A 21,685-nucleotide genomic window follows, 5' to 3' on the forward strand; every position below is an offset into this window, starting at 1 on the left:
CGACGGGACCCGGCGGGTCAGACGCCGCCGTGCAGGGCCGCGACGCGGGAGGCCTCGGCGCGGAGCGCGTCGACGACCCGCCGGACGGAGGGGCGCTCGGCCCGGTCCCGCCGCAGCAGGGCCGACACCCAGCGCACGGCCCGGATGCTCTCGAGGGGCACGAGGACCATGTCGTCGCGGGCGTCCTTGGCGGTGAAACGCGGCAGCACGGCGATGCCGAGGCCGGCTCCGACGAGGGACTCCGTCACCTTGGTGTCGCTGAAGCGCTGGGTGACCCGCACGGGGCTGCCCGTCACGCGCTCGATCTCGCGATAGACCCACTCGAACGGGAAGTCGTGCGGCACGCCGATCCAGTTCTCGCCCTCGAGGTCGCCGGGTGCGAGCGAGGCCCGGCCGGCCAGGCGGTGGTCGGCAGGCAGGGCGATGTCGAGGGGCTCGGTCAGCAGCGGGACGGTGACGAGACCGCGGCCCGGCCAGGGCTTGTCGTCGGACGAGTGCGCGACGACGACGTCGTGGTCGGCGGCCAGTTCGGGGAACTCGCGGATCGAGGGGTCGTGGTCGCTCGCGACGACCACGAGGCCCGGGGTCTCGGCCACCGTGCGCAGCAGTCCCGGCAGCAGCATCTGCCCGCCCGTCGGGAACGTGGCCAGCGTGACCTCTCCCTGGGGGGTGGCGACGAAGTCGTCCCAGACCGCCTGGGCGCGTTCGAGGGCGACGGCGACGTCGGTGGCCGTCTGGGCCAGGACGCGTCCGGAGCCGGTGAGCACGATCCCTCGTCCGACGCGTTCGGTGAGAGCCACGCCGGCTTCACGCTCGAGCACCTTGAGCTGCTGGGAGACGGCACTCGGGGTGCGGTGGGTGGCTCGCGCGACGGCGGCCACACTGCCCCGTTCGGCCAGCTCGCGGAGCAGTTCGAGTCGCTTGACGTCCATGTAGCAAATCTACTCTGTTTCGGTAGAAGCGTGAGATTGATCTACCGCTTCATGAGGCGCATCATTGAGGAGTCCCCGGAGCGCGTCGTAGCACTCCCGAGCTCCGGTCGACCTGGTCCCGGGCTCGGTGGCGAATCCATCCCACCACGCAGAACCGCGCGTCGAACCGCGCCAGAAAAGAGTCCCCCATGCTCACCGGAATCATCGTCCTCGCCATCGCCGCCGCCGTCGGAATCGCCGGCTCGCTCGTCTCGGTCGCCCGGGACGGTTTCCGCGCCATCCCGACCAAGACGTACAACCGCTGGTCGTAGTCGTCTTCGCGGTGGTCGGCGCGTCTCCCTCCTGAGCGCCCCGTCATCGCGTGTGTCGCCCCTGTGCTGGGGTGCGGCACGAGCGCGTCGCCGCCCCCGGGCGAGACGCCGTGACGAAAGGGCACCTCGCCGCGCGAGGTGCCCTTTCTACGTGTCCGGGGCTCGTCGGCCGGTCAGTTGACGCTGAGCCCGAGCTTGCGGCCCGCCAGCCCCCGGGCCCGGACGGCCAGTCGCCCCGCCAATCCGTCGATGGCCGCGGCCGCGGGGTCGTCGGGGGAGGCGAGCACGATCGGCACGCCCTCGTCGCCGCCCTGCCGGAGGCCCAGGCTGAGCGGCACGCTCGCGAGCAGCGGAACCTCGGCCTCTTGTCCGGCCGACAGGCGACGCGCGGTCTCGACGCCACCGCCCGAGCCGAAGAGCTCGAGCACGCTGCCGTCGGCCTGGGGCAGGCCGGCCATGTTCTCGACCACGCCGAGCAGCCGCTGACCCGTCTGACGTGCGACGAGCCCACTGCGCTCGGCGACGTCGGCGGCGGCCGGCTGGGGGGTCGTGACGACCAGCACCTCGGCGTGGGGCAGCAGCTGTCCCACCGAGATGGCGACGTCGCCCGTACCGGGGGGAAGATCGAGCAGCAGCACGTCGAGGTCACCGAAGTACACGTCGGTGAGGAACTGCTGGATCGTGCGGTGCAGCATGGGTCCGCGCCAGGCGACGGCAGTCGAGGCGTCCTCGACGAACATGCCGATGGAGATGACCTTCACGCCGTGGGCGACAGGCGGCAGGATCATGTCGTCGACGCGGGTCGGCTTCACGGACGCGCCGTCGGCGCCGACCAGGCCGAGCAACCCGGGGATGCTGAAGCCGTACACGTCGGCGTCGACGATGCCGACCGCCAGACCGCGGGCGGCGAGGGCGACGGCGAGGTTCGCGGTGACGGTCGACTTGCCGACGCCGCCCTTGCCGCTCGTCACGGCGTAGACCCGGGTCAGGGTGTCGGGCCCGAACTGCATGCCCCGCGCCGCCCGTCCGGCCTGCAGCTTCTGGGTGAGGGCGTGCCGTTCGTCCTTCGTCATCACGGTCACGTCGACGGTGACGTCGGTGACGCCGGCCACCAAGGCCGTGGCCTCACGGACGTCTCGTTCGATCGTGTCTGCGGCCGGGCAGCCCACGATGGTGAGCTTGACGACCACCGTCGCCGCGCCTCCCGGGTCGACGACGACGTCGCCGATCATGTCGAGCTCGGTGACGGGTTTGCGGATCTCGGGGTCGAGCACCCGGGCGAGCGCACGGCGCACGTCGTCCGGCGTCGGCACCGGTGGTCGGAAGGCGGCGGACGGCTCAGCCACGGTGGCCGTCGTGGCGGGTCTCGCGCCGTGACGAGGACGAGGAGGGGCGGGTCGCCTCGACCCCGGGCGTCTCGTCGTCGTCGCGCCGGTCGAGCTCGTCGAGCAGCGAGCGCAACTCGGCCCGGATGAAGTCCTTGCTGGCCATGTCGCGGATCGCGATGCGAAGGGCGACCACCTCGCGGGCCAGGTACTCGGTGTCGGCCAGGTTGCGCTCGGCGCGCTGACGGTCCTGTTCGAACTGCACACGGTCGCGGTCGTCCTGTCGGTTCTGCGCGAGCAGGATCAGGGGAGCGGCGTACGAGGCCTGCAGGGACAGGATCAGCGTCAGGGCGGTGAAGCCGATGGCTGCGCTGTCGAAGCGGATGCCCTCGGGTGCGACCGTGTTGTAGATCATCCAGACGACGCAGAAGAGCGTCAGGGCGATGAGGAAGTACGGCGTGCCCATGCCCCGCGCGATGGACTCGGTCGCCCGCCCGAAGCGGTCGCTGCTGACCCGCTTGCGCCCGGGCAGCACCCGGGTGCGCATGCCCTTCGGGGCGTCGAGGCGGACGTCGTTGCGGTTATCGCGTGCCATCGTCGCTCCTCGTGCTCTGGCCGACCGGCGGGCGGCGGGTGCGACCACGTGGTCGGGTCGGGGTCAGGGGCTGGTCGGGGTCCTGACTGCGCCAGTCGTCGGGCAGCACGTGGTCGAGCACGTCGTCGATGGTGACGACGCCGACCAGGCGGTGCGCCGAATCGACGACGGGCACCGAGACGAGGTTGTAGGTGGCCATGACGCGCGTGACCTCGAGGGCCGTGGCGTCGACGCGCACCGGCTCGGTGGTCTGGTCGAGGATGGTGCCCAGGCGCTCGTTCGGCGGGTATCGGAGCATGCGCTGGAAGTGCACCATGCCGAGGAACCGACCGGTGGGCGGTTCGTAGGGCGGTAGGACGACACAGACGGCGGCGCCGAGCGCCGGGGCCAACTCGTGGCGCCGGATCAGCGCGAGGCCCTCGGCCACGGTCGCGTCGGCCGAGACGATGACGGGTTCGGTCGTCATGAGGCCGCCCGCGGTGTCGGAGTCGTAGCTGAGCAGCATGCGCACGTCGTCGGCCTCGTCGGGCTCCATCAGCGTGAGCAGCTGCTCGGTGCGCTCGTCGGGCAGCTGGGCGATGAGGTCGGCCGCGTCGTCGGGCTGCATCTGGTCGAGGACGCTCGCCGCGCGGTGGTCGTCGAGACCCGTGAAGATCTCGACCTGCTCGGCCTCGGGCAGCTCTTCGAGAACGTCCGCGAGACGGTCGTCGGACAGCTCGCCGGCGACCTCGAGCCGCCGCTCGGGTGTCAGGTCGAGCAGGGTGTTCGCGAGGTCGGCGGGCACGAGGTCGGAATACGCGGCGATCAGGTGCTCGGCGCTCTGCGCCTCGCCCGGCCCGGCCTCTTCGACGACGTCGTCCCACGCCGCGAACGCGGTGGGTGCCTTGACGAAGGGCGACGGCGACGTCTTGGGCTTGCGCAGGAAGAGCTGGCCGACCTCCCAGTCGCCCTCGCTCACTTCGTCGATCGCCACGTCCTCGATGGAGGCGTGCCCGCCCCCGTGTCGGAACGACACCCGTCGGCCGAGCAGGTCAGCGATGACCCGGGTCTCGCCTCCCCGCTGCTCGAAGCGGCGGAGGGTGATGACGCCGTTCGTGATGATCTGGCCCGAACCGATGCTCGTGACGCGGCCGATGCCCACGAAGACCCGGCGCTTGCCGGGGACCTCGACCACGAGCCCCACGACGCGGGGCGCGCCCGTCCGCCGGTAGACGACGAGAACGTCGCGGACCTTGCCGACCTTGTCGCCTGCGGGATCGAAGACGGAGCAACCGGCCAGCCGGGCGACGAAGACTCTGGTTGCGCTCACGCGTCCAATTTAGTCGCTCGCGCCGTCCCCGCCGACGGGGGCTCGGCAGGGGCACCGTGTTTAATGCAGGGATGACGAATCCGGGCCCCGTGGGGCGACGCTCGCCGACGGTGCCCACCTTGCCGAGGGGCGACGTCCTCGGCACCTACGACACGTACCCCGAGGCCCAGCGCGTGGTCGACCGGCTGTCGCAGGCCGAGTTCCCGATCAAGCGGGTGGCAATCATCGGCAACGACCTCAAGACGGTCGAACGGGTGACCGGACGGCTGAGCTACGGGCGTGCGGCCCTGGCGGGGGCCGTGACGGGGCTCTGGCTCGGCGTCTTCTTCGGCCTCGTCATGCTGGTCTTCGCGACCGAGACCGCCACCGCGGCCACCGTCGGGGCGGCCGCCCTGCTCGGGGCGGGCTTCGGCATGCTCTACGGCATCGTCAGTTTCGCCGTCACACGACGCCGCCGCGACTTCACGTCGACCCATCAGGTCCTCGCGTCGAACTACCAGATCGTCGTCGACCCCGAGGTCTCCGGCCGGGCCCACGAGATCCTCGCCCGTCCCGAGACCCCACGTCGCTGACGTACTCTGGTGTCGACATGGCACCCCGCGACCCCTCCACGACGGCCACCCGTGCCGAGCGCTTCGCGCGGGGGTGGGTGATCGCCGGGGCGTCGACGCTGGTCGCGGCCTTCTCGCACGTCGCCGGCGGCGGCATGCAGCCGGGTGCACTGGGCGTGGTGCTCGCGCTCGCCGTGGCCGTGCCGGTGTCGATCGCCCTCGCCGGCGTCCACCTCTCGACCGTACGGCTGGCCGTCGCGGTCGCCCTCAGCCAGGTGGCGTTCCACCTGCTCTTCTCCCTGGGCGCCTCGGACGGTGGCGGCGCCTCCGCCTCGGGTGGGCACCACTCCGCGCTCGTGATCTCGACCATCGCCGACGGGGCCGTGTCCGGCGGCGTCGGCCCGGCCATGGTCATGGGCGGCCCCGCCATGTGGCTGGCCCACGCCCTGGCGGCGGTCATCACCGTCGTCGCCCTGCGGAGGGGCGAGGGCGCCGCGTGGGCCCTCGTCCGACTGGCCGTCCGTGGTCTGGGCGTCGCGCGCCTCCTGACTGCGGGGCACCTTCCCGAGGCACCCGTCGTCCGTCGCCCACCGACGTCGGGCGGCGTCCGTCCGCGTCCGCCCGGGCGACGACACCTCACGGCCCGGCCCCGTCGTGGTCCGCCCTGCCCTGCCTGACCCCACCTGCCGGCGACCCACGTCGTCGGTCGTCCCGACGTGCGCGTCCACCGTGCCCTCGGAGCCCATCGTCATGCACAGCAGAACGATCGCATCCGCGATCGAGAGGACCAGATCCATGAACCGCAACACCACCGCCGCATCCGCCACGACCCGCCGCCCACGGTCGTCCGCCGTCGCCGCCCGCTCGGCCGCGACCCTCGGCGCCGCCGCCCTGCTCGCGCTGGCCGCGCCCCTCGCCGCGTCGGCCCACGTGCACGTGGAGCCCGGACAGGCCGACGCCGGGTCGTACGCCACGCTCACCTTCAAGGTGCCGAACGAGTCGGCGACCGCGGGCACGGTCGGGCTCGTCGTCGACCTGCCCACCGACACCCCGTTCACCTCGGTGTCGTACCAGCCCCTTCCGGGGTGGACGGCGGAGGTCACCACCAGCACGCTGCCCGAGCCGGTCGAGATCGACGGCACGACCGTCACCGAGGCGCCCACCCAGGTGACCTGGACGGCCGAGGGCGACACGCAGATCGCCCCGGGGCAGTTCCAGCAGTTCGTCATCTCGGCCGGTGCCGTGCCCGACACCGGGTCCATCGCCCTGCCGGCCCACCAGCGCTACTCGGACGGCACGGTCGTCGACTGGGCCGACGCGACGCCGGCTTCGGGAGAAGAGCCCGAGCACCCCGCACCGACCCTGTACGTGAACGACGCGCCGCCGGCCGACGAGCACGCCGGACACACCACGGGCGACGACGCGACGACCGCGGGTCTCAGCACCTCCGCCGACTCCGCGTCGGGTTCCGGCGACGGCGCGGTCGGACCGCTCTCGATCGGACTCGGCATCGGCGGCCTCGCCCTGGGCGCCCTGGCACTCGTCGTCTCGGTCGTGGCGCTGACCCGTCGGCCCCGGGCGACGTCGTCGGACGCCTCGAAGAACGGCCGGGTGGACGCGTGACGGCCGCGCGCCTGCGGGCACCGCGCCTCCTCGGTGTGCTCGCGGTCGCCGGCCTCGGTGCCGCGACCGGTGCCCTCGCGCTCGTCCCGGCGGGGTCGGCCTCGGCGCACGACTACGTCGTGAGCAGCACGCCCGCCGCCGGCTCGACCGTCGACTCGGCCCCGACGACGGCGTCCATCACCTTCAACGACGTGATCCTCGACCTCTCGGGCACCGGCAGTTCGAACGTGCTCGAGGTGACGGACGCCGCCGGCCTGCACTACGAGGACGGTTGCTCGACCACCTCGGGCCCGACCCTCACGACCGGCGTCGCGCTCGGGGCGCCCGGCGCCTACACGATGACCTACCAGGCGGTCTCGGCCGACGGCCACACCGTGTCGGATGCCGTCCCGTTCACCTACGCCCCGGCCGCGGGCACCGCCGAGGGGGCCGGCTCGCCGACCCGTCCGAGCTGTGACGGCGCAGGAGGCGCGGGTGGCGACTCCGGCGCCGCCACCGACGACGAGACCGATGCGGCCTCGTCCTCGCTCTCGCCGTCGGCCTCGCCCGAACCCGAGGTGACGACCATGGCGAACCCGGGTGACGACGTCGTGTCGCCGACCGCGACGGAGCCCGGGTCGGGTGCGGTGAACACGGGTCTCGTCATCGGGATCGCCGTCGCGATCGTCGTCCTCGCCGCCGCCGGCGTCGTCGTGGCGATCGTCACGGGCCGCCGCCGCGACGCGACGCCCGCCGATCCCGAGGTCGACGGCACGTCGGCCCCGGACGCCGACGAGCCGTCCGACGGGCGGTGAGCGCGCCTCGCTGATCGAGACGTGGACCGACGAAGGGCCCCGGGCGCATCGCACCCGGGGCCCTTCGTCGTCGGACCTCAGTCGCGCGCGATCCACGCCTCGACGTCAGCGACCGTGCGGGGGATGCCCACCGAGAGGTTCTCGGCGCCGTCGGCGGTCACGAGGATGTCGTCCTCGATGCGGACGCCGATGCCGCGGAACTCCTCGGGCACGGTGAGGTCGTCGGGCTGGAAGTACAGACCGGGCTCGATGGTGAACACCATGCCGGGCTCGAGCACCCCGTCGAGGTACAGGTCGCGCCGCGCGGCGGCGCAGTCGTGCACGTCGATGCCGAGGTGGTGGCTCGTGCCGTGCACCATGTAACGACGGTGGTACTGGTGGTCGGGCGCGAGCGACTCGTCGGCGGAGACGGGCAGGAAGCCCCACTCGGCCGTGCGCTCGGCGATGACCTTCATGGCCGTCGCGTGGATCTCGCGGAACGCGACGCCGGGGCGCACGATCGCGAACGCCGCGTCGGCGGCCTCGAGCACGGCCTCGTAGACGAGGCGCTGCACGTCGGTGAACCGACCCGAGACCGGGAGCGTGCGGGTGATGTCGGCCGTGTAGAGGCTGTCGAGCTCGATCCCGGCGTCGATCAGGATCAGGTCTCCGTCGCGCACGACGCCGTCGTTGCGCGTCCAGTGCAGGACGCAGGCGTGGTCGCCCGAGGCGGCGATCGTGTCGTAGCCGACCGTGTTGCCGTCGGCCCGGGCGCGACGGTTGAAGGTGCCCTCGACGAGCCGCTCGCCGCGCGGGTGGGCGACGATGTCGTCGAAGTCGGCGATCACGTCGGTGAAGCCCCGGCCGGTGACCGTGACGGCCTGGCGCATCTGGGCGACCTCGTAGGCGTCCTTCACGAGCCGCAGCTCGCTCAGATCGCGGGCGAGGTCGGCGGAGGTCGCGTGGGCGGGGGTGTCGTCGGCGATGGCGGCCGAGGCGGGGCTCTGCTCGGCGGCGGCCTCGACGACGGCGTCGAGACGACGCGTCAGGTCGGGGTCGGCTTCGCGGACGACGAGGGTCTCGGCGTCGATCGAGCTGACCACGGCCTCGAAGTCGGCCAGGTCTCGCGTCGCGAGCCCCAGGTCGGCGGCGACCTGCGTCAACGACGGGCGCGGGCCGATCCAGAACTCGCCGATCTCGGGGTTGGCGTAGAACTCGTCCGAGTCGCGGCCGGCGCTCGCCCGTAGGTACAGCGTGGCGTCGTGGCCGTCGGTCGTGGGCTCGAGCACGAGCACCGAACCGGGCACGGTGTCGGAACCCCAGCCCGTCAGGTGCGAGAACGCCGAGTGGGCCCGGAAGGGGTAGTCGCAGTCGTTCGACCGGACCTTGGCGGAGCCGGCCGGCACGACCAGGCGGGTGCCCGGGTGCAGCGCGGACAGCCGCGCGCGGCGGTCGGCGGCGAACGGCGCCTGCTCGCGCGGCTCGGGCAGGACGTCGGGGCGGTCGGCCCACTGCGACGAGATGTAGTCCTTGAACGTGTCCGACCCGGGGGTGGTGGAGCGGTTGGTGGTCGCGCGCGGCGCCTTCTGATCTGCCATGCCCACCATTGTCCCGCCAAACGGGCCGGACGCCCAGTCGGCGGAGTCAGGCCCCCGTGCGACTGAGCTGCGCGACGACGGGACGGTGGTCGCTGCCGGCCTCGTCGAGCTCGGTCACGACCCGGAAGCCGGTCGGCAGCCACTGTTCGGTGGCCATCACGTGGTCGATCGGGGCGCCGAGCAGGGGAGGGACGTCGGTCGGCCAGGTGCCGACCCCGGCGTTGGCGGTCGCCTCGGCGGCGTCGCGACAGGCGCCGAGGGCCCCACCGTCGGAGCCCAGCCCGGCCATGTGGTCGAGTGTGGCGTTGAAGTCGCCCGCCATGATCACGTCACCCGACCGGCAGACGTCGGCGAGGTAGCCGAGGCCGGCACGCCACTGCCCCATGTGATCGGGCGTCGGCGACACGGGGTGCGCGGCGACGATGGTGGGCCCCTCGCCCGAGACGGGCGTCGCCACGACCGTCGGGAGCACAGGTGTCGTGCGGGCGTCGGTCGTGCCGTCGTCGCCGATCGCGACCTGGTAGTCGCCGAGGGCGGCGCTGATCAGGAGGGTCGTCGAGCGACCGCTCGCGATCTGGTCGTAGGCGACCGTGTGCACCCACATGGGCTTGCCGGCGGCTCCCATGGCCTCGGCGACGGCGACACCGACCTCTTGTCGGGTCTCGGGCAAGGAGATCACGTCGGCGCCGACCTCGGTCGCGAGGGCGACGACGGCGTCGGCCCCCGTCGCCGCGCCGAGCGTGTTCCACGACAAGACGGTGACGTCGGTCGGGGTCTTCTCGACGAAGTCGGTGCGTCCGAGGCCTCGAGCCGTCACGACGCCTGCCGAAAGGACGCCGAACACGAGCAGCAGCACGGCCGCGCTGGCCGTCAAGGACCGGATCGGTCGTGCGACCAGCCCGAGCACGAGCAGCAGCACCATGAGGACGACCGCGACGGCGGCGGCGGCGAGCCGGAACGACACCACCTGGCCGACCGGGAAGACGCGCTGCAGCCCGACGGCCTGAGGCCAGAGGGCGACCGACAGCACGGCGGCGACGGCGAGGACGAAGACGAGGGCGACGAGACGACGGATCATGGCTCCTGGAGCCTAGGGGAACCCCTCACCGCACGTCGGGCGCCGCACGGACGGCTCGGATGCGTGCCGCCTACGATGGGAGGATGCCCACGCGTCTGGTCGACCTGCACACTCACTCGAGCGTGTCGGACGGCACCGAGACGCCCGCCGCCCTGATCGCGTCGGCCGTGCGGGCGGGGCTCGACACCGTCGCGCTGACCGATCACGACAGCACCGCCGGGTGGTCCGAGGCCTCGGCCGCCGTCGCCGGGACGGGTCTCACGCTCGTCCCCGGCATGGAACTCAGCACTCGGCTGGGGTTGAACAGCGTCCACATGCTCGGTTACCTCTTCGACCCCGCGCACCCGGGACTCGTCGCCGAGACCGCCCGCCTCCGCGAGAGCCGCCTGCACCGCGCCGAGCGCATCGTCGAACGCATCGCAGCGGACTACGACCTCACCTGGGGCGACGTCCTCGCGCAGGCCAGCTCGGGGGCGACCCTGGGCCGACCGCACATCGCCGACGCCCTCGTCTCCAAGGGGTACGCGCCCGACCGGAGCGCCGCCTTCGCGGGCATCCTGCACTGGCGGTCCGGGTACTACGAGCCGCACGAGGCACCGAGCCCCGTGATCGGCGTCCGACTCATCCGCGAGGCCGGGGGAGTCCCCGTCATCGCCCACCCGGCGACACGGGGCCGCGAGCCCAACGTCTCGACCGAGGGCTTCGAGGCGCTCGTCGACGCCGGCCTGCTCGGCGTCGAGATCGATCATCGCGAGAACACCACCGCGGGCAAGGCCCGGTTGCTCGAGCTCGCGCGGCGGTACGACCTCATCGTGACCGGGTCGAGTGACTACCACGGCGACGGCAAGCCGAACCGGTTGGGCGAGAACGCCACGGCCCCCGAGCAGCTCGACCGGATCGTCGACGCGGCGACCGGGTGGGCGCCCGTCCGGGGCTGAGTCGACCCGCGCCTCCTCGTCCCGGTCGGCGATGCGCCGGTCGGCGACGTGCCGCATGCACGAGACCCCCTCGCCGCGGACGGTCGAGGGGGTCTCGGTGACGATCGGGTGTCAGCCCTGCGGCTGCGACGACGAGTCGCCCGCGGGGCGTCGGCGTCGGTTGCGGCTGCGCTTGCGCGGGGCGTCGCCGGTGCCGTCGGTCGAGGGCGTCGTGGCATCGGTCGCCTGGGCGGCGCCGCGGCCCGTGGCCGACGGCTCGCCCGAGGTACGCACGGGCGCGTCGCCACGGCCGCGCCCGCGACCGCGGTCCCGGTCGCCCTGGGGGCCGCCGGTGCGCTCGCGAGAGCCGGCCGAGCCCGCCTTGACGGCCGACAGCGAGGTCGCACGCAGGCGTCCCTTGGTGCCGGCCGGGATGTCGAGGTCGGCGAAGAGGTGCGGGCTCGACGAGTAGGTCTCGACCGGTTCGGGCTGACCCATGTCGAGTGCCCGGTTGATCAGGGCCCACTTGTGCAGGTCGTCCCAGTCGACGAAGGTCACGGCAATGCCGGTCTTGCCCGCTCGGCCGGTGCGGCCGGCACGGTGCAGGTAGGTGTCGTGGTCGTCGGGCACGGTGTGGTTGATCACGTGCGTCACGTCGTTCACGTCGATGCCCCGGGCCGCGACGTCGGTCGCGATGAGGATGTCTTTCTTGCCGGCTTTGAAAGCAGCCATGGCACGCTCACGCTGCTCTTGGTTGAGGTCGCCGTGGACGGCCGCCGCGTTGAAGCCGCGGTCGTTCAACTCTTCGACCAGCTTGGCGGCCGCGCGCTTGGTGCGGGTGAAGACGACGGTCTTGCCGCGGCCCTCGGCCTGCAGGATGCGGGCGATCACTTCGTCTTTGTCGAGCGAGTGCGCCCGGTAGACGACGTGCTTGATGTTCGCCTGCGTCAGGCCCTCGTCGGGGTCGGTCGCGCGGATGTGGATCGGCTTCGTCATGAAGCGACGGGCCAGAGCCACGATCGGTCCGGGCATCGTCGCCGAGAAGAGCATGGTGTGACGCGTGGCCGGCACCTGCTGGAAGATCTTCTCGATGTCGCTGAGGAAGCCCAGGTCGAGCATCTTGTCGGCCTCGTCGAGCACGACCTCTTGCACCTCTTTGAGGTTCAGGAGGCGCTGGCCCGCCAGGTCGAGGAGGCGCCCGGGGGTCCCCACGACGATCTGCGCGCCGGCCTTGAGCTGCTCGACCTGGCCCTCGTAGGCCTTGCCGCCGTAGATGCTGACGATCTTGGTGGCACGGTTGGACGTGGCGAGTTCGAGGTCGTCGGCCACCTGGACGCAGAGTTCACGGGTGGGGACGACGACGAGCACCTTCACGCCGGGAGCGGGGTCGAGGCCGATGCGCTGGATGATCGGGAGGCCGAAACCGAAGGTCTTGCCGGTGCCCGTCTTGGCCTGGCCGATGATGTCTTGGCCGGCGAGGGCGAGGGGGATGGTCTGGGTCTGGATGGGGAAAGGTTCGAGGATCCCCTTCGACGCCAGAGCGTCGACCATGTCGGGGTCGATCGCGAGGTCAGTGAATGTCAAAGTGTTGCCCTGTCTCATATAGGGGGATGCCAGGAGTTTAGCCCGTCGCGACGGACGCCCTCTCGGACCCCGTAAGATGTGGGCGTGGTGTCCTGGCCCGGTCGAGGTGCGAAACGCGGCGTCCCGTCCCTGCAGTGGCCGCGGCCCGCTGCGAAGCCGACCCCCGTGGCGCGGGTCGAGCTCGACCAGTTCACCCCCGACCTGCTGGTCTTCCTGGGGCACGCGGCCTATCTCGAGCTGGCGCTCTTCGAGACGCTGGGTCGCTCGTCGGCCTTCGCTCCCGACGTCCGCGCGAAAGAGACCACCGGGCGCATCGCCGAGACGACGCTCGCACGTCACCGTGGCCTGGTGGCCGAGATCGAACGCTCGGGCCACGACGCCACCGGGTCGATGGAGCCCCACATCGCCGCCATCGACGAGTTCCGGGCCCGTACCGAGGGCACCGACTGGTACGAGGCGATCCTCGCCGACTACGTCGCGGCCGGCCTGCTCAACGACGTGTTCGTCCGACTCGCGGCAGGGCTTCCCGCCGATCACCACAAGCGGATCGTCTCGGTGCTCGAGGCCCACGACGACGCACCGCTCGTCGTGCGAGAACTCTCGGCGGCCATCGAGGCCGACCCGCGGCTCGCATCCCGATTGGCCCTCTGGGGGCGCAGGCTCGTGGGCGACACGCTGCTGGTGGCGCGGGCCGCCGTCGCCGCTTCGCACGTGTCGGCGGACGACGAGCGCCTCGAACCGGTCTTCACCGAGTTGATCGCCGCCCACACCCGCCGCATGGACGCGCTCGGGCTCACCGCCTGACCCGTCACGGCGTCCTGCCCACCGCACGACTCGTCAGGGTTCGAGTCCTGACGACTCCTCGACAGGCCCCGCGGCCACCCCCGAATCCAGTGTCAGGACGCGGAGCGGAGCAACCGGGCGAAATGCTCGCTGTCGCGCGCCCGTCGGCGGACGGCGGCGACGCGGCAGACCACGATCGCGACGACGCCCGGGACGACGAGTCCGGCCACCCAGATCCAGCCACCGTCGGCCGGCCAACCCGCCCAGGTGAGTGCCTCCCACACGATCGCGGCGACCGCCGCACCGAAGGCCGGTGCGAGCAGCACGCCACGGGTGTCGGCGTCGGGTAGCGCGTAGTGGATGACGAAGCCGAGGACGGCGCCACCCAGGACGATGAAGAGGAGTTCCACGGCTAGCTGACGAACCCGACCTTGCGGCTCTCTTCGCTGCCGACCTCGACGTAGGCGAGCGACGCGGTGGGGACCAGGTAGGTCTTGCCCTTGGAGTCGGCGAGGGTGACGTACGACTTGCCGCCGTCGAGCGCGTCGCCGACGACCTTCTCGACCTCGTCGGCGGTCTGCGCCGTCTCGAAGCTGATCTCACGGGGGCTGTTGGTGATGCCGATGCGAATGTCCACGTGGTCACGATAACCGACGGCGCCGCTCTCACGTCGTCGCGTTCACTGTCGGCGCACAAGCGGCGATCCGTCGGCCCGCCGCCGGTCTCCGGCTCGTCGGTCCGACCTCGATGTCGGTGCGAGCCGATAGCGTCGGGGCATGGCCTCGACCGTCTCCCCGCCCGTGTCGGGCCCGACACGCCCCGCGGTCCAGCCGGCCCTCGACGACTCACAACGGGCCGTGCTCGACCTGCCCGCCGGGCGGTCGGCGGCGGTCGTGGGTGCGCCGGGGTCGGGCAAGACCCGCACGCTCGTCGAGTTCGTGGTCGACCGAGTCGAGGTGCGCGGGTGGGGCCCGACCGCCGTCATGGCGCTCGCCCCGACGCGGTCGACCGCCACGACCCTGCGCGACGTGATCGCGTCGAGGCTCACCGTGCCGACCCCCGGCCCCCTGGCCCGCACCGTCTCGTCCCTCGCGTTCGACGTGGTCGGACACGCGGCACGACTCGTGGGCCTCCCGACGCCGACCCTGCTGACCGGCGGCGACCAGGACAGCATCGTCCGCTCCTTGCTCGAGGGGCACGAGGTCGACGGCACCGGTCCGTCCTGGCCCGATGGGCTGGGCCCGTCCGTGCGCCGGCTCCGCGGATTCCGCACCGAGCTCCGCGAGGTGTTGATGCGCTCGACCGAGCATCGCATCGGATCGGACGGGCTGAGACGAGCCGCCGAACGGGCCGGCCGGCCCGAATGGGCCGCGGTCGCGGACTTCCGTGACGAGTACCTGAGCGTGCTCGACGCGGCCCGGGGCGGGCACCTCGACTCGGCCGACCTCGTCGACCACGCCGTCGCCGCCCTCGACCGCGGCGAGACCTCTCCGGTCGTCGAGGGGCTGCGAGTCGTCCTCGTCGACGACGCGCAAGAAGCGACCGAGTCGACCTTGGCGTTGCTGAGGGCCCTGACCCGACGGGGTGTCGCCGTGGTCGCGTTCGGCGACCCCGACCTCTCGACCAGTGCGTTCCGCGGTGGCACCCCCGACGTGCTCGGCCGGCTCGGCCCCCGACTCGGTCTGTCGGACGTCGAGACCCTGTACCTCTCCACGGCCCACCGGCATCACCCACCGCTCCGTGACCTCGTGCAGCGCGTCACGTCGAGGATCGGCACGGCCGGCGCCGGTCGCCAGCACGCCGCGACGGCGGCCCAGGTCACCGAGCCCTCCGAGGGCGGGGCCACGACCGACTCCACCGTGCCCCCGATCGTCACCGTCCGGGCCGACAGCCCGACCCACGAAGTGGCGTCGGTCGCACGGCTGCTGCGCGAGCACCACCTCGTCCGCCGGGTGCCGTGGTCGCGCATGATGGTCGTCGTCCGCAGCGGTGGGCAGGTGGACGGCGTCGCCCGGGGGCTGCAACTCGCCGAGGTGCCGACCCGCACCTCCGTCGCCGGACGCGCCGTGCGCGACGAGCACGCCGCGCGCCATCTGCTGCTCGCCGCCTCCGTGGCGGTCGGACGCGACGAACTCACCGTCGAGCTCGCGACCGAGTTGCTGCTGGGGCCCCTCGCCGGGTTCGACCCGCTCTCGCTGCGACGGCTGAGGCTCGCGCTTCGAGCCGACGAGCTCAAGGCGGGCGGAGTCCGCTCGGCCGACGACCTGCTGGTCGAAGCCCTCGAGGGCGCCGGCCGGTTCGTCACGATCGACTCGAGGTTCGCGGCCCGAGCCGGGCGTTTCTCGACCAGCCTCGACGCGGCCCGTCGTGCCGCCGCGACCGGAGCCAGCATCGAAGAGGTGCTCTGGGGTCTGTGGGAGCGCAGCGGGCTGGCGGCCGAATGGTCGGTGCAGAGCGACGGCCGTGGCATCGTGGCCGCCGAGGCCGACCGACACCTCGACGGCGTCGTCGCACTGTTCACCGCTGCCAAACGGTTCGTCGAGCGCACCCCCGAGGCACCGGCTGGTGCCTTCCTCGACTCATTGCTCGGGGCCGAGGTCCCCGAAGACACGCTCTCGCCGCAGGCGACGGCCGAGACGGTGCTGGTCTGCTCACCGTCCAATGCCGTGGGCGTCGAGGTCGACGTCGTCGTCGCCGCCCGCCTGCAGGACGGCGTGTGGCCGAACCTCCGCGTCCGTGGCGGGCTCCTCGCGCCCGACGAGCTCGTGGCCCTGGCCGAACGCGGCCTGTTCGAGACCCGGCCCGATCAGCCCGGCGAGGTCGACGACCAGGACGCCGAACCGGACGTCCCCTCCGATGCCCGGGCCGCTGTGCTGTCCGACGAGCTGCGCATGTTCGCGCTCACGGTGTCGCGGGCAACGCGGCAGGTCGTGCTCTCGTGCACCTCGAACGACGACGAGGGTCCTTCGCCGTTCTTCCGGCTGCTGCCCGCCGACTGCCCCGAGGCCCCCGCAGGTCATCCCCTGTCGCTCAGGGGGCTCGTCGGGCACCTGCGGCACGTGCTCGTGTCGTCGCCTCATGGTCCCCGGGCGGACGACGCGGTCGACGCCCTGGCCCGCCTCGCCGGCGAGGGCGTGGCCGGCGCGTCGCCTGACGACTGGTACGGGCTGCTCGACCCGACCACCACCGAACCGCTCATCGACCTCGACGACCCCGAGGCCCGCGTCCCGGTCTCACCGTCGCAGCTCGGGTCGTTCGAAGAGTGCCCGCTGCACTGGTTCGTCGACCGGTTCGGCGGGTCCCCGCCCAACGCGGCCATGGGCCTGGGCACGGTGCTGCACGACGTCATGGAGCACGCCGAGGGCACCGACGTCGACTCGCTCTGGCGGGCGGTCGAGGCGCGTTGGCCCGAGCTCGAGTTCGAGTCGGCCTGGATCGCCGAGTCCGAGAGGCGCCGGGCGCTCGCCATGACCGAGAGCCTCTCCGCGTACCTCCGGGATTTCCAGGCGTCGGGCGGCAGCCTGCTCGGAGCCGAGTCGACGTTCACGCTCGACATCGGACCGGCGCGCCTGCGAGGCTCGATCGACCGGGTGGAGCGCACCCGTGACGGCGCCGCCGTCATCGTCGACCTCAAGACGGGGCGGTCGGCCCCGACGTCGCCGCAGTCCGTGGCCGAGCACCCGCAGCTCGGCACCTACCAGGTCGCCCTCGCCGACGGCGCGGTCGAGGCCGTGCCCGAGGGCACGCCGCCCGGCGGGGCGAAGCTCGTCATCGTGTCGTCGGGGGTGCGCGGCAAGCTCTACCGCGAGCCGGCGCAGGGCGCGTTCGACGACGACCAGCTCGCCGCGTTCCGCGCCCGGGTCGTCGACGCCGCCGAACACATGGCGGGCCGGGTGTTCGTCGGCCGCCTCGACGACCACTGCGAAGGACGGCACGGCGGGTCGTGCCGCATCCACGTGGTGGGCGAGGTGAGCGGCTCGTGACCGGGGTGGAGGGCGTGCGGGACACGGGCGGCCTCGGCGACGCGACCCGCGCCTCCTCGTCGCTTCTCGGCGCGGCCGAGATCGCCGACGCGCTGGGGCTGCCGACGCCGACCCCCGAGCAGCAGGCCGTCATCGAGGCGCCTCTCGAGCCCGCCCTCGTGGTGGCGGGCGCGGGCAGCGGCAAGACCGAGACGATGGCCAACCGCGTGGTCTGGCTGCTGGCCAACCGTCTCGTCGGCGTCTCGCAGGTGTTGGGGCTCACGTTCACCCGAAAGGCCGCCGGCGAGCTCGGCGAACGCATCGAACGGCGCATCGCGCAGCTCGCGGCCGTCGGGCTGCTCGGCGACGAGGTCGATCCGTTCGACGTGCCCACCGTCTCGACCTACAACGCGTTCGCCAACGCGATCTTCCGTGACAACGCCCTGCGGGTGGGCCGCGAGAGCGAGTCGCAGGTGCTCGGCGACGCGTCCGCCTGGCAGCTGGCACGCTCACTCGTCGTGGGCAGCCACGACGAACGCCTCGCCGGGCTCGGTCGGAGCGTCGACGGCATCACCGAGGCCGTCCTCCGTCTCAGCCACGCTCTGAGCGAGAACGTCACGGGGCCCGAGCCCGTGGCGCGCCTGGCCGACCGGTTCCTCGACCTCGCGAGCCTGCCGTCGACCAAGGGCAGCGCCTACAAGTCGGTCGTCGACGCCGTCGGTGCGGTGTCGGCCCTGCCTCCGCTGCTCGAGCTCGCCGCGGCGTTCGCCGACGAGAAGGCTCGCCGCGGCCTCGTCGAGTACTCGGACCAGGTGGCCCTGGCGCTCGAGGTCTGCGAGACCGCGCCCGGTGTCGTGACCGAGCTGCGCGACCGGTACCGTGTCGTGCTGCTCGACGAGTACCAGGACACCAGCGTCGTCCAGACCACCCTGCTGTCCCGTCTCTTCGAGGGCACCGGGGTCATGGCGGTCGGCGATCCCCACCAGTCGATCTACGGGTTTCGCGGTGCCAGCGCCGCGAACCTCGGACGGTTCCCGGTCGACTTCGGCGCTCGACCCGACGCCGTGTTCAGCCTCTCGACGAGCTGGCGCAACGCGTCACGCGTGCTCGACGCGGCGAACACCGTCGTGGCCGAGCTCGCTCGGACCTCCGGTGCCATCGTGGGTGAGCTGCGTCCTCGGCCCGGCGCTCCCGAGGGGCGCGTCGAGTTGCTCTTCGACCAGACGTTGCCGGGCGAGGCCGACCAGGTCGCGGCCTGGCTGCAGGGCGAGCTGGCCGTCCCCACGATCGTCGACGGCGAGCCCGCCCGCCGGACGGCCGCGTTGCTGTTCCGGTCCAAGAAGACCATGCCCGTCTTCGTCGAGGCACTCGCCGCACGCGGGGTGAAGTACCACGTCCTCGGCGTCGGCGGTCTGTTGCAACGACCTGAGGTCGTCGACCTCGTGTCCTGCCTCCGGGTGCTGCACGACCCGTCGGCCGGTTCCGAGGCGATCCGCCTGATGGCCGGGGCCCGCTGGCGGATCGGTGTGCGCGACATCGCGCGGCTGCGCGACGTCGCGTCGTGGCTCTTCTCGCACGACCACGCCCAGCAGCGCCTCGACGACGACGTCGCCGCCGGGTTCCGGGCATCGGTCGCCGTCGGCGAGCACGGCTCGATCGTCGACGCCCTCGACTTCGTGGCCACAGCGCCCGTGACCCACCGGCAGCTCGCCGCCTTCAGCGACGAGGGGCTCACCCGCCTGAGGCGGTTGGGCTCGCAGCTCGCCTTCCTCCGGGGCCGCACGGGGCTCGACCTCGTCGACCTGGTCACCCTGGTCGAGCACGAGATGCTCCTCGACGTCGAGGTCGCGGCGGCCACCGGGGCGCCTTCGGGTGGTGCCTGGCTGCAGGCCTTCGAAGACGAGCTGGCAGGGTACGTCGCCACCGACGAGAACGCGGGGCTCGGGGGCTTCCTGTCGTGGCTCGAGGCGGCCGAGCGCCGTGACGACATGGGGCCGCGGTCCGAGCAGGCCGAGCGGGGCACCGTGCAGCTGCTGACCATCCACGGGTCGAAGGGACTCGAATGGGATGTCGTGGCGGTACCCCGGATGGTCGAGGGCGAGCTGCCGGGCACCTCCCGCGAGGGCGTGGGCTGGCTCGGCTTCGGCGAGCTGCCGTACGAGTTCCGCGGCGACGCCGCCGAGCTGCCCGTGCTCGGCTGGCAGGGCGTGGCCGACCAGAAGGAGTTCGACCAAGCGCTGAAGGCGTTCAAGGACGAGCTGGTCGTCCGCCACCAGGCCGAAGAGCGGCGGTTGGCCTACGTCGCGCTCACCCGGGCCCGTGACGCCCTGCTCGTCAGCGGTTCCTTCTGGACGAGCGCGGTGCGCCCGCGTCCGGCGAGCCGGTTCGTCGTCGAGCTGGCCGAGAGGGGACTCGTCCCGCCCGGTGACCTGCCCGAGCGACCCGACGACGAGGAGAACCCCCTGGCCTCCGCCTCGCGCGAGCTCAGCTGGCCCCTCGACCCGCTGGGTCAGCGCCGCGCCGTCGTCGAGGACGCCGCGGCCCGGGTCTCCGCGGCAGTCGAGCGACGCTCGAGGGACGAGCTCGTCGACACGGTGAAGCCGCCGTCCCGGTCGAGATGGTCGGCCGACATCGATCTGCTGCTGCTCGAACGCGACGCCGCCCGGTCAGGGACAGGGGTGGTGCCCCTGCCACAGCGCATCCCCGCCTCACGCTTCAAGGACTACGTCGACGACCCGGCGGCGGTCGCCGCCGCGCTGCGTCGGCCCTTGCCGGAGAGGCCCTACCGGGCCACCCGTCTCGGCACGCTGTTCCACGAGTGGGTTGAGGAGCGTTTCCGGCCGACGGGGCGGGCCGAGACCCTCGACGCCTGGCGAGACGAGAGCGATCTCGACGACGAACGCGTCGGCTCGCCCGGGACGGGCCCGGTCGATCCCGACGACGCGAGGAGGTTCGCGCAGCTGGTCGCGACCTTCGAGCGGTCCGCCTGGGCGTCGCTCGAGCCGAAGGACGTCGAACTCGAGATCCACCTCCCGCTCGGCAGTCGGACCGTCATCTGCAAGATCGACGCCGTGTTCGCACGTGACGGTCGGTTCGAGGTCGTCGACTGGAAGACCGGCAAGGCGCCGACCGACGACGCCGACCTCGAGCTCAAGCAGCTCCAGCTGGCCCTCTACCGTGAGGCCTACGCACGGTTCAGGGGCATTCCCGCCGAGAGCATCGACGCCGTGTTCTACTTCGTCGCGGACGACGTGGTGCTGCGCCCCCGGCACGTGGCCGACCGCAGCGAACTCGTCGGGCTCTGGCAGCGGGTCGAGGCGCAGACCTCGTCTCAGACGTGACGGCGTTCGGTCGCCTCGAGCAGGTCCTCGACGCCGTCGACGTCGAGGGCGGCGGTCGAGCCCGATCCGATGCCGGCCCGGCGACCACCGGGCAACGAGTCGACGAGCTTCGTCATCATCTCGACGGCGTCGTCGACGACCGATGTGTTCTTCGTGCCCGTGCCGTGCAGCAGCCATTTCGCCAGGTCGAGTTCGCGGTACAGGGTGGCCCGGTGTCGTAGCTGGTGATCGCTCGTCCCGCGAGCGGTGTTGTACGCCTCGAAAGCCGTGTCGATCGCCTCGGGGCTCGGGGCGCCGAGCAACCAGGCGAGGTCGCGGGCCGGGTCGCCGACCTGCAGGTCGTGCCAGCCGATCACGCCGCTGACGGTGTCGCCGAGGACGAGCACCGAACCGGCGTCGAGGGAGCCGTTGACGACCGTGGGCTGGAACTGCCACAGCACCGAGTCCTGGATCGCGGCCTCCCAGCGCTCGAGCAGCGCAGCGGGCAGCAGGCGCGTCGAGGCCGCGCGATCGACCAGCGCCGCCGAGGACCGCATGGCCTCGAACGGCGTGTGGCTGGTCAGGCCGGCGTCGGTCACGAAACTCGTCGGCAGCGAGTGGATCGCCGCCACCGCGCGGCCGAGAGCCGTCGGCAGATCGCTGGTCGCGGTGAGTCGCGAGATCGAGAGGTGCTTGCCCGGGACGACGTCGTAGACGATTCCGCGGGTGCGACCGATCGGGGCTTGGCCACGGTAGGCGGGGACGTCGAACGAGAGGCGCCCGCGGACCCCCGCGCTCAGGGCGCGCAGGGCGACGAGGTCGGACGACTGCTCGGCCTCGGCTCGTTGCGAGCGGGGGACGCGGACGATGCAGTGCTCTCCGGCGCGTCCGTCGACGAGCGCGGAGTCGAAGTCGCCACCCGTCTCGCTGCCGTGGCGTGACGCACGCGTGACGTCCAGGTCCGCGACGGCGGCCGTGGCCAGCGCGGCTAGAGTGAGATGAGATCTGGCCATGCCCTCAGGGT

19 protein-coding genes are annotated in these 21,685 nt (G+C 72.4%); 9 read left to right on the top strand and 10 right to left on the bottom strand.

Features of this window, described 5'->3' with window-relative positions:
- Nucleotides 1-17: 17 nt before the first annotated feature.
- The gene (locus EDF50_RS09360; protein ID WP_123519266.1) at nt 18-932 is read right to left on the bottom strand and encodes a LysR family transcriptional regulator; all 915 of its coding nucleotides are present in this window, start codon (nt 930-932) and stop codon (nt 18-20) included.
- Between the two features lie 188 nt (nt 933-1,120).
- On the opposite strand from EDF50_RS09360, the gene EDF50_RS17030 reads away from it, so the two are divergent.
- Nucleotides 1,121-1,243, top strand: coding sequence for a hypothetical protein (locus tag EDF50_RS17030; RefSeq protein WP_255410071.1), 123 nt, complete (start codon nt 1,121-1,123; stop codon nt 1,241-1,243).
- 173 nt (nt 1,244-1,416) lie between these two features.
- On the opposite strand, the gene EDF50_RS09365 is transcribed toward EDF50_RS17030, so the two are convergent.
- Genes EDF50_RS09365 through EDF50_RS09375 form a run of 3 tightly spaced genes read right to left on the bottom strand, consistent with a single transcriptional unit; the run spans nt 1,417 to nt 4,472 of the window.
- On the bottom strand, nt 1,417-2,589 hold the full coding sequence (locus EDF50_RS09365; protein ID WP_233570483.1) for an Mrp/NBP35 family ATP-binding protein: 1,173 nt from the start codon (nt 2,587-2,589) through the stop codon (nt 1,417-1,419).
- Complete coding sequence (locus EDF50_RS09370) at nt 2,582-3,163, bottom strand: DUF1003 domain-containing protein (protein WP_123519267.1); 582 nt, start codon at nt 3,161-3,163, stop codon at nt 2,582-2,584. The genes EDF50_RS09365 and EDF50_RS09370 overlap by 8 nt, the downstream gene beginning before the upstream one ends.
- Complete coding sequence (locus tag EDF50_RS09375; RefSeq protein ID WP_123519268.1) at nt 3,150-4,472, bottom strand: magnesium transporter MgtE N-terminal domain-containing protein; 1,323 nt, start codon at nt 4,470-4,472, stop codon at nt 3,150-3,152. Before EDF50_RS09375 ends, EDF50_RS09370 begins: the two co-directional genes overlap by 14 nt.
- 71 nt (nt 4,473-4,543) lie before the next feature.
- On the opposite strand from EDF50_RS09375, the gene EDF50_RS09380 reads away from it, so the two are divergent.
- The 4 genes from EDF50_RS09380 to EDF50_RS09395 all read left to right on the top strand — a co-directional run bounded on the left by EDF50_RS09380 (nt 4,544) and on the right by EDF50_RS09395 (nt 7,440).
- Entirely contained in the window at nt 4,544-5,044 is a 501-nt protein-coding gene (locus EDF50_RS09380; protein ID WP_123519269.1) for a general stress protein, read from the top strand.
- Between the two features lie 17 nt (nt 5,045-5,061).
- Entirely contained in the window at nt 5,062-5,700 is a 639-nt protein-coding gene (locus EDF50_RS09385; protein ID WP_123519270.1) for a hypothetical protein, read from the top strand.
- A 118-nt stretch (nt 5,701-5,818) separates the two neighbouring features.
- Nucleotides 5,819-6,646: a YcnI family protein gene (locus tag EDF50_RS09390; protein WP_123519396.1), complete on the top strand. Its 828-nt coding sequence runs from the start codon at nt 5,819-5,821 to the stop codon at nt 6,644-6,646.
- Nucleotides 6,643-7,440 carry a copper resistance CopC family protein gene (locus tag EDF50_RS09395; protein WP_233570485.1) on the top strand — a complete coding sequence of 266 codons (798 nt, stop codon included), beginning with the start codon at nt 6,643-6,645 and terminating at the stop codon, nt 7,438-7,440. The genes EDF50_RS09390 and EDF50_RS09395 overlap by 4 nt, the downstream gene beginning before the upstream one ends.
- Nucleotides 7,441-7,517: 77 nt before the next feature.
- On the opposite strand, the gene EDF50_RS09400 is transcribed toward EDF50_RS09395, so the two are convergent.
- Nucleotides 7,518-9,017 (bottom strand): aminopeptidase P family protein, encoded by a 1,500-nt coding sequence (locus tag EDF50_RS09400; RefSeq protein ID WP_123519398.1) that lies wholly within the window; start codon nt 9,015-9,017, stop codon nt 7,518-7,520.
- A gap of 46 nt (nt 9,018-9,063) precedes the next feature.
- Nucleotides 9,064-10,095, bottom strand: a complete 1,032-nt coding sequence (locus EDF50_RS09405; RefSeq protein WP_123519271.1) for an endonuclease/exonuclease/phosphatase family protein — start codon at nt 10,093-10,095, stop codon at nt 9,064-9,066.
- Between the two features lie 83 nt (nt 10,096-10,178).
- Between EDF50_RS09405 and EDF50_RS09410 the strand changes: the two genes are divergently transcribed.
- Entirely contained in the window at nt 10,179-11,033 is an 855-nt protein-coding gene (locus EDF50_RS09410) for a PHP domain-containing protein (RefSeq protein WP_123519272.1), read from the top strand.
- A 111-nt stretch (nt 11,034-11,144) separates the two neighbouring features.
- On the opposite strand, the gene EDF50_RS09415 is transcribed toward EDF50_RS09410, so the two are convergent.
- Entirely contained in the window at nt 11,145-12,596 is a 1,452-nt protein-coding gene (locus EDF50_RS09415; RefSeq protein WP_123519273.1) for a DEAD/DEAH box helicase, read from the bottom strand.
- Between the two features lie 84 nt (nt 12,597-12,680).
- Between EDF50_RS09415 and EDF50_RS09420 the strand changes: the two genes are divergently transcribed.
- Nucleotides 12,681-13,400 (top strand): ferritin-like fold-containing protein, encoded by a 720-nt coding sequence (locus EDF50_RS09420; RefSeq protein WP_233570487.1) that lies wholly within the window; start codon nt 12,681-12,683, stop codon nt 13,398-13,400.
- 92 nt (nt 13,401-13,492) lie between these two features.
- On the opposite strand, the gene EDF50_RS09425 is transcribed toward EDF50_RS09420, so the two are convergent.
- Together EDF50_RS09425 and EDF50_RS09430 are read right to left on the bottom strand one after the other, a co-directional pair.
- Nucleotides 13,493-13,789: a hypothetical protein gene (locus EDF50_RS09425; protein ID WP_123519274.1), complete on the bottom strand. Its 297-nt coding sequence runs from the start codon at nt 13,787-13,789 to the stop codon at nt 13,493-13,495.
- A 2-nt stretch (nt 13,790-13,791) separates the two neighbouring features.
- Nucleotides 13,792-14,016, bottom strand: coding sequence for a DUF3107 domain-containing protein (locus EDF50_RS09430; protein ID WP_043595511.1), 225 nt, complete (start codon nt 14,014-14,016; stop codon nt 13,792-13,794).
- A gap of 139 nt (nt 14,017-14,155) precedes the next feature.
- Here EDF50_RS09430 and EDF50_RS16435 point away from each other — a divergent pair, with 139 nt between their 5' ends.
- Both EDF50_RS16435 and EDF50_RS09445 read left to right on the top strand, forming a co-directional pair.
- The gene (locus tag EDF50_RS16435; protein WP_148076803.1) at nt 14,156-17,362 is read left to right on the top strand and encodes a UrvD/REP family ATP-dependent DNA helicase; all 3,207 of its coding nucleotides are present in this window, start codon (nt 14,156-14,158) and stop codon (nt 17,360-17,362) included.
- Nucleotides 17,359-20,682 carry a UvrD-helicase domain-containing protein gene (locus EDF50_RS09445; protein WP_370453988.1) on the top strand — a complete coding sequence of 1,108 codons (3,324 nt, stop codon included), beginning with the start codon at nt 17,359-17,361 and terminating at the stop codon, nt 20,680-20,682. The genes EDF50_RS16435 and EDF50_RS09445 overlap by 4 nt, the downstream gene beginning before the upstream one ends.
- Here EDF50_RS09445 and EDF50_RS09450 read toward each other — a convergent pair.
- On the bottom strand, nt 20,673-21,674 hold the full coding sequence (locus EDF50_RS09450) for a phosphotransferase (RefSeq protein WP_123519276.1): 1,002 nt from the start codon (nt 21,672-21,674) through the stop codon (nt 20,673-20,675). The genes EDF50_RS09445 and EDF50_RS09450 overlap by 10 nt on opposite strands.
- Nucleotides 21,675-21,685 lie beyond the last annotated feature (11 nt).

The organism is Frigoribacterium sp. PhB24, assembly GCF_003755185.1.
In the GTDB taxonomy this organism is placed as follows: Bacteria; Actinomycetota; Actinomycetes; order Actinomycetales; family Microbacteriaceae; genus Frigoribacterium.

Bases quoted from the DNA above. Each gene is read 5' to 3' on its own strand.
- EDF50_RS09360 (WP_123519266.1), bottom strand. From the start codon at position 932: ATGGACGTCAAGCGACTCGAACTGCTCCGCGAGCTGGCCGAACGGGGC.
- EDF50_RS17030 (WP_255410071.1), top strand. From the start codon at position 1,121: ATGCTCACCGGAATCATCGTCCTCGCCATCGCCGCCGCCGTCGGAATC.
- EDF50_RS09370 (WP_123519267.1), bottom strand. From the start codon at position 3,163: ATGGCACGCGATAACCGCAACGACGTCCGCCTCGACGCCCCGAAGGGC.
- EDF50_RS09380 (WP_123519269.1), top strand. From the start codon at position 4,544: ATGACGAATCCGGGCCCCGTGGGGCGACGCTCGCCGACGGTGCCCACC.
- EDF50_RS09385 (WP_123519270.1), top strand. From the start codon at position 5,062: ATGGCACCCCGCGACCCCTCCACGACGGCCACCCGTGCCGAGCGCTTC.
- EDF50_RS09390 (WP_123519396.1), top strand. From the start codon at position 5,819: ATGAACCGCAACACCACCGCCGCATCCGCCACGACCCGCCGCCCACGG.
- EDF50_RS09400 (WP_123519398.1), bottom strand. From the start codon at position 9,017: ATGGCAGATCAGAAGGCGCCGCGCGCGACCACCAACCGCTCCACCACC.
- EDF50_RS09405 (WP_123519271.1), bottom strand. From the start codon at position 10,095: ATGATCCGTCGTCTCGTCGCCCTCGTCTTCGTCCTCGCCGTCGCCGCC.
- EDF50_RS09410 (WP_123519272.1), top strand. From the start codon at position 10,179: ATGCCCACGCGTCTGGTCGACCTGCACACTCACTCGAGCGTGTCGGAC.
- EDF50_RS16435 (WP_148076803.1), top strand. From the start codon at position 14,156: ATGGCCTCGACCGTCTCCCCGCCCGTGTCGGGCCCGACACGCCCCGCG.
- EDF50_RS09450 (WP_123519276.1), bottom strand. From the start codon at position 21,674: ATGGCCAGATCTCATCTCACTCTAGCCGCGCTGGCCACGGCCGCCGTC.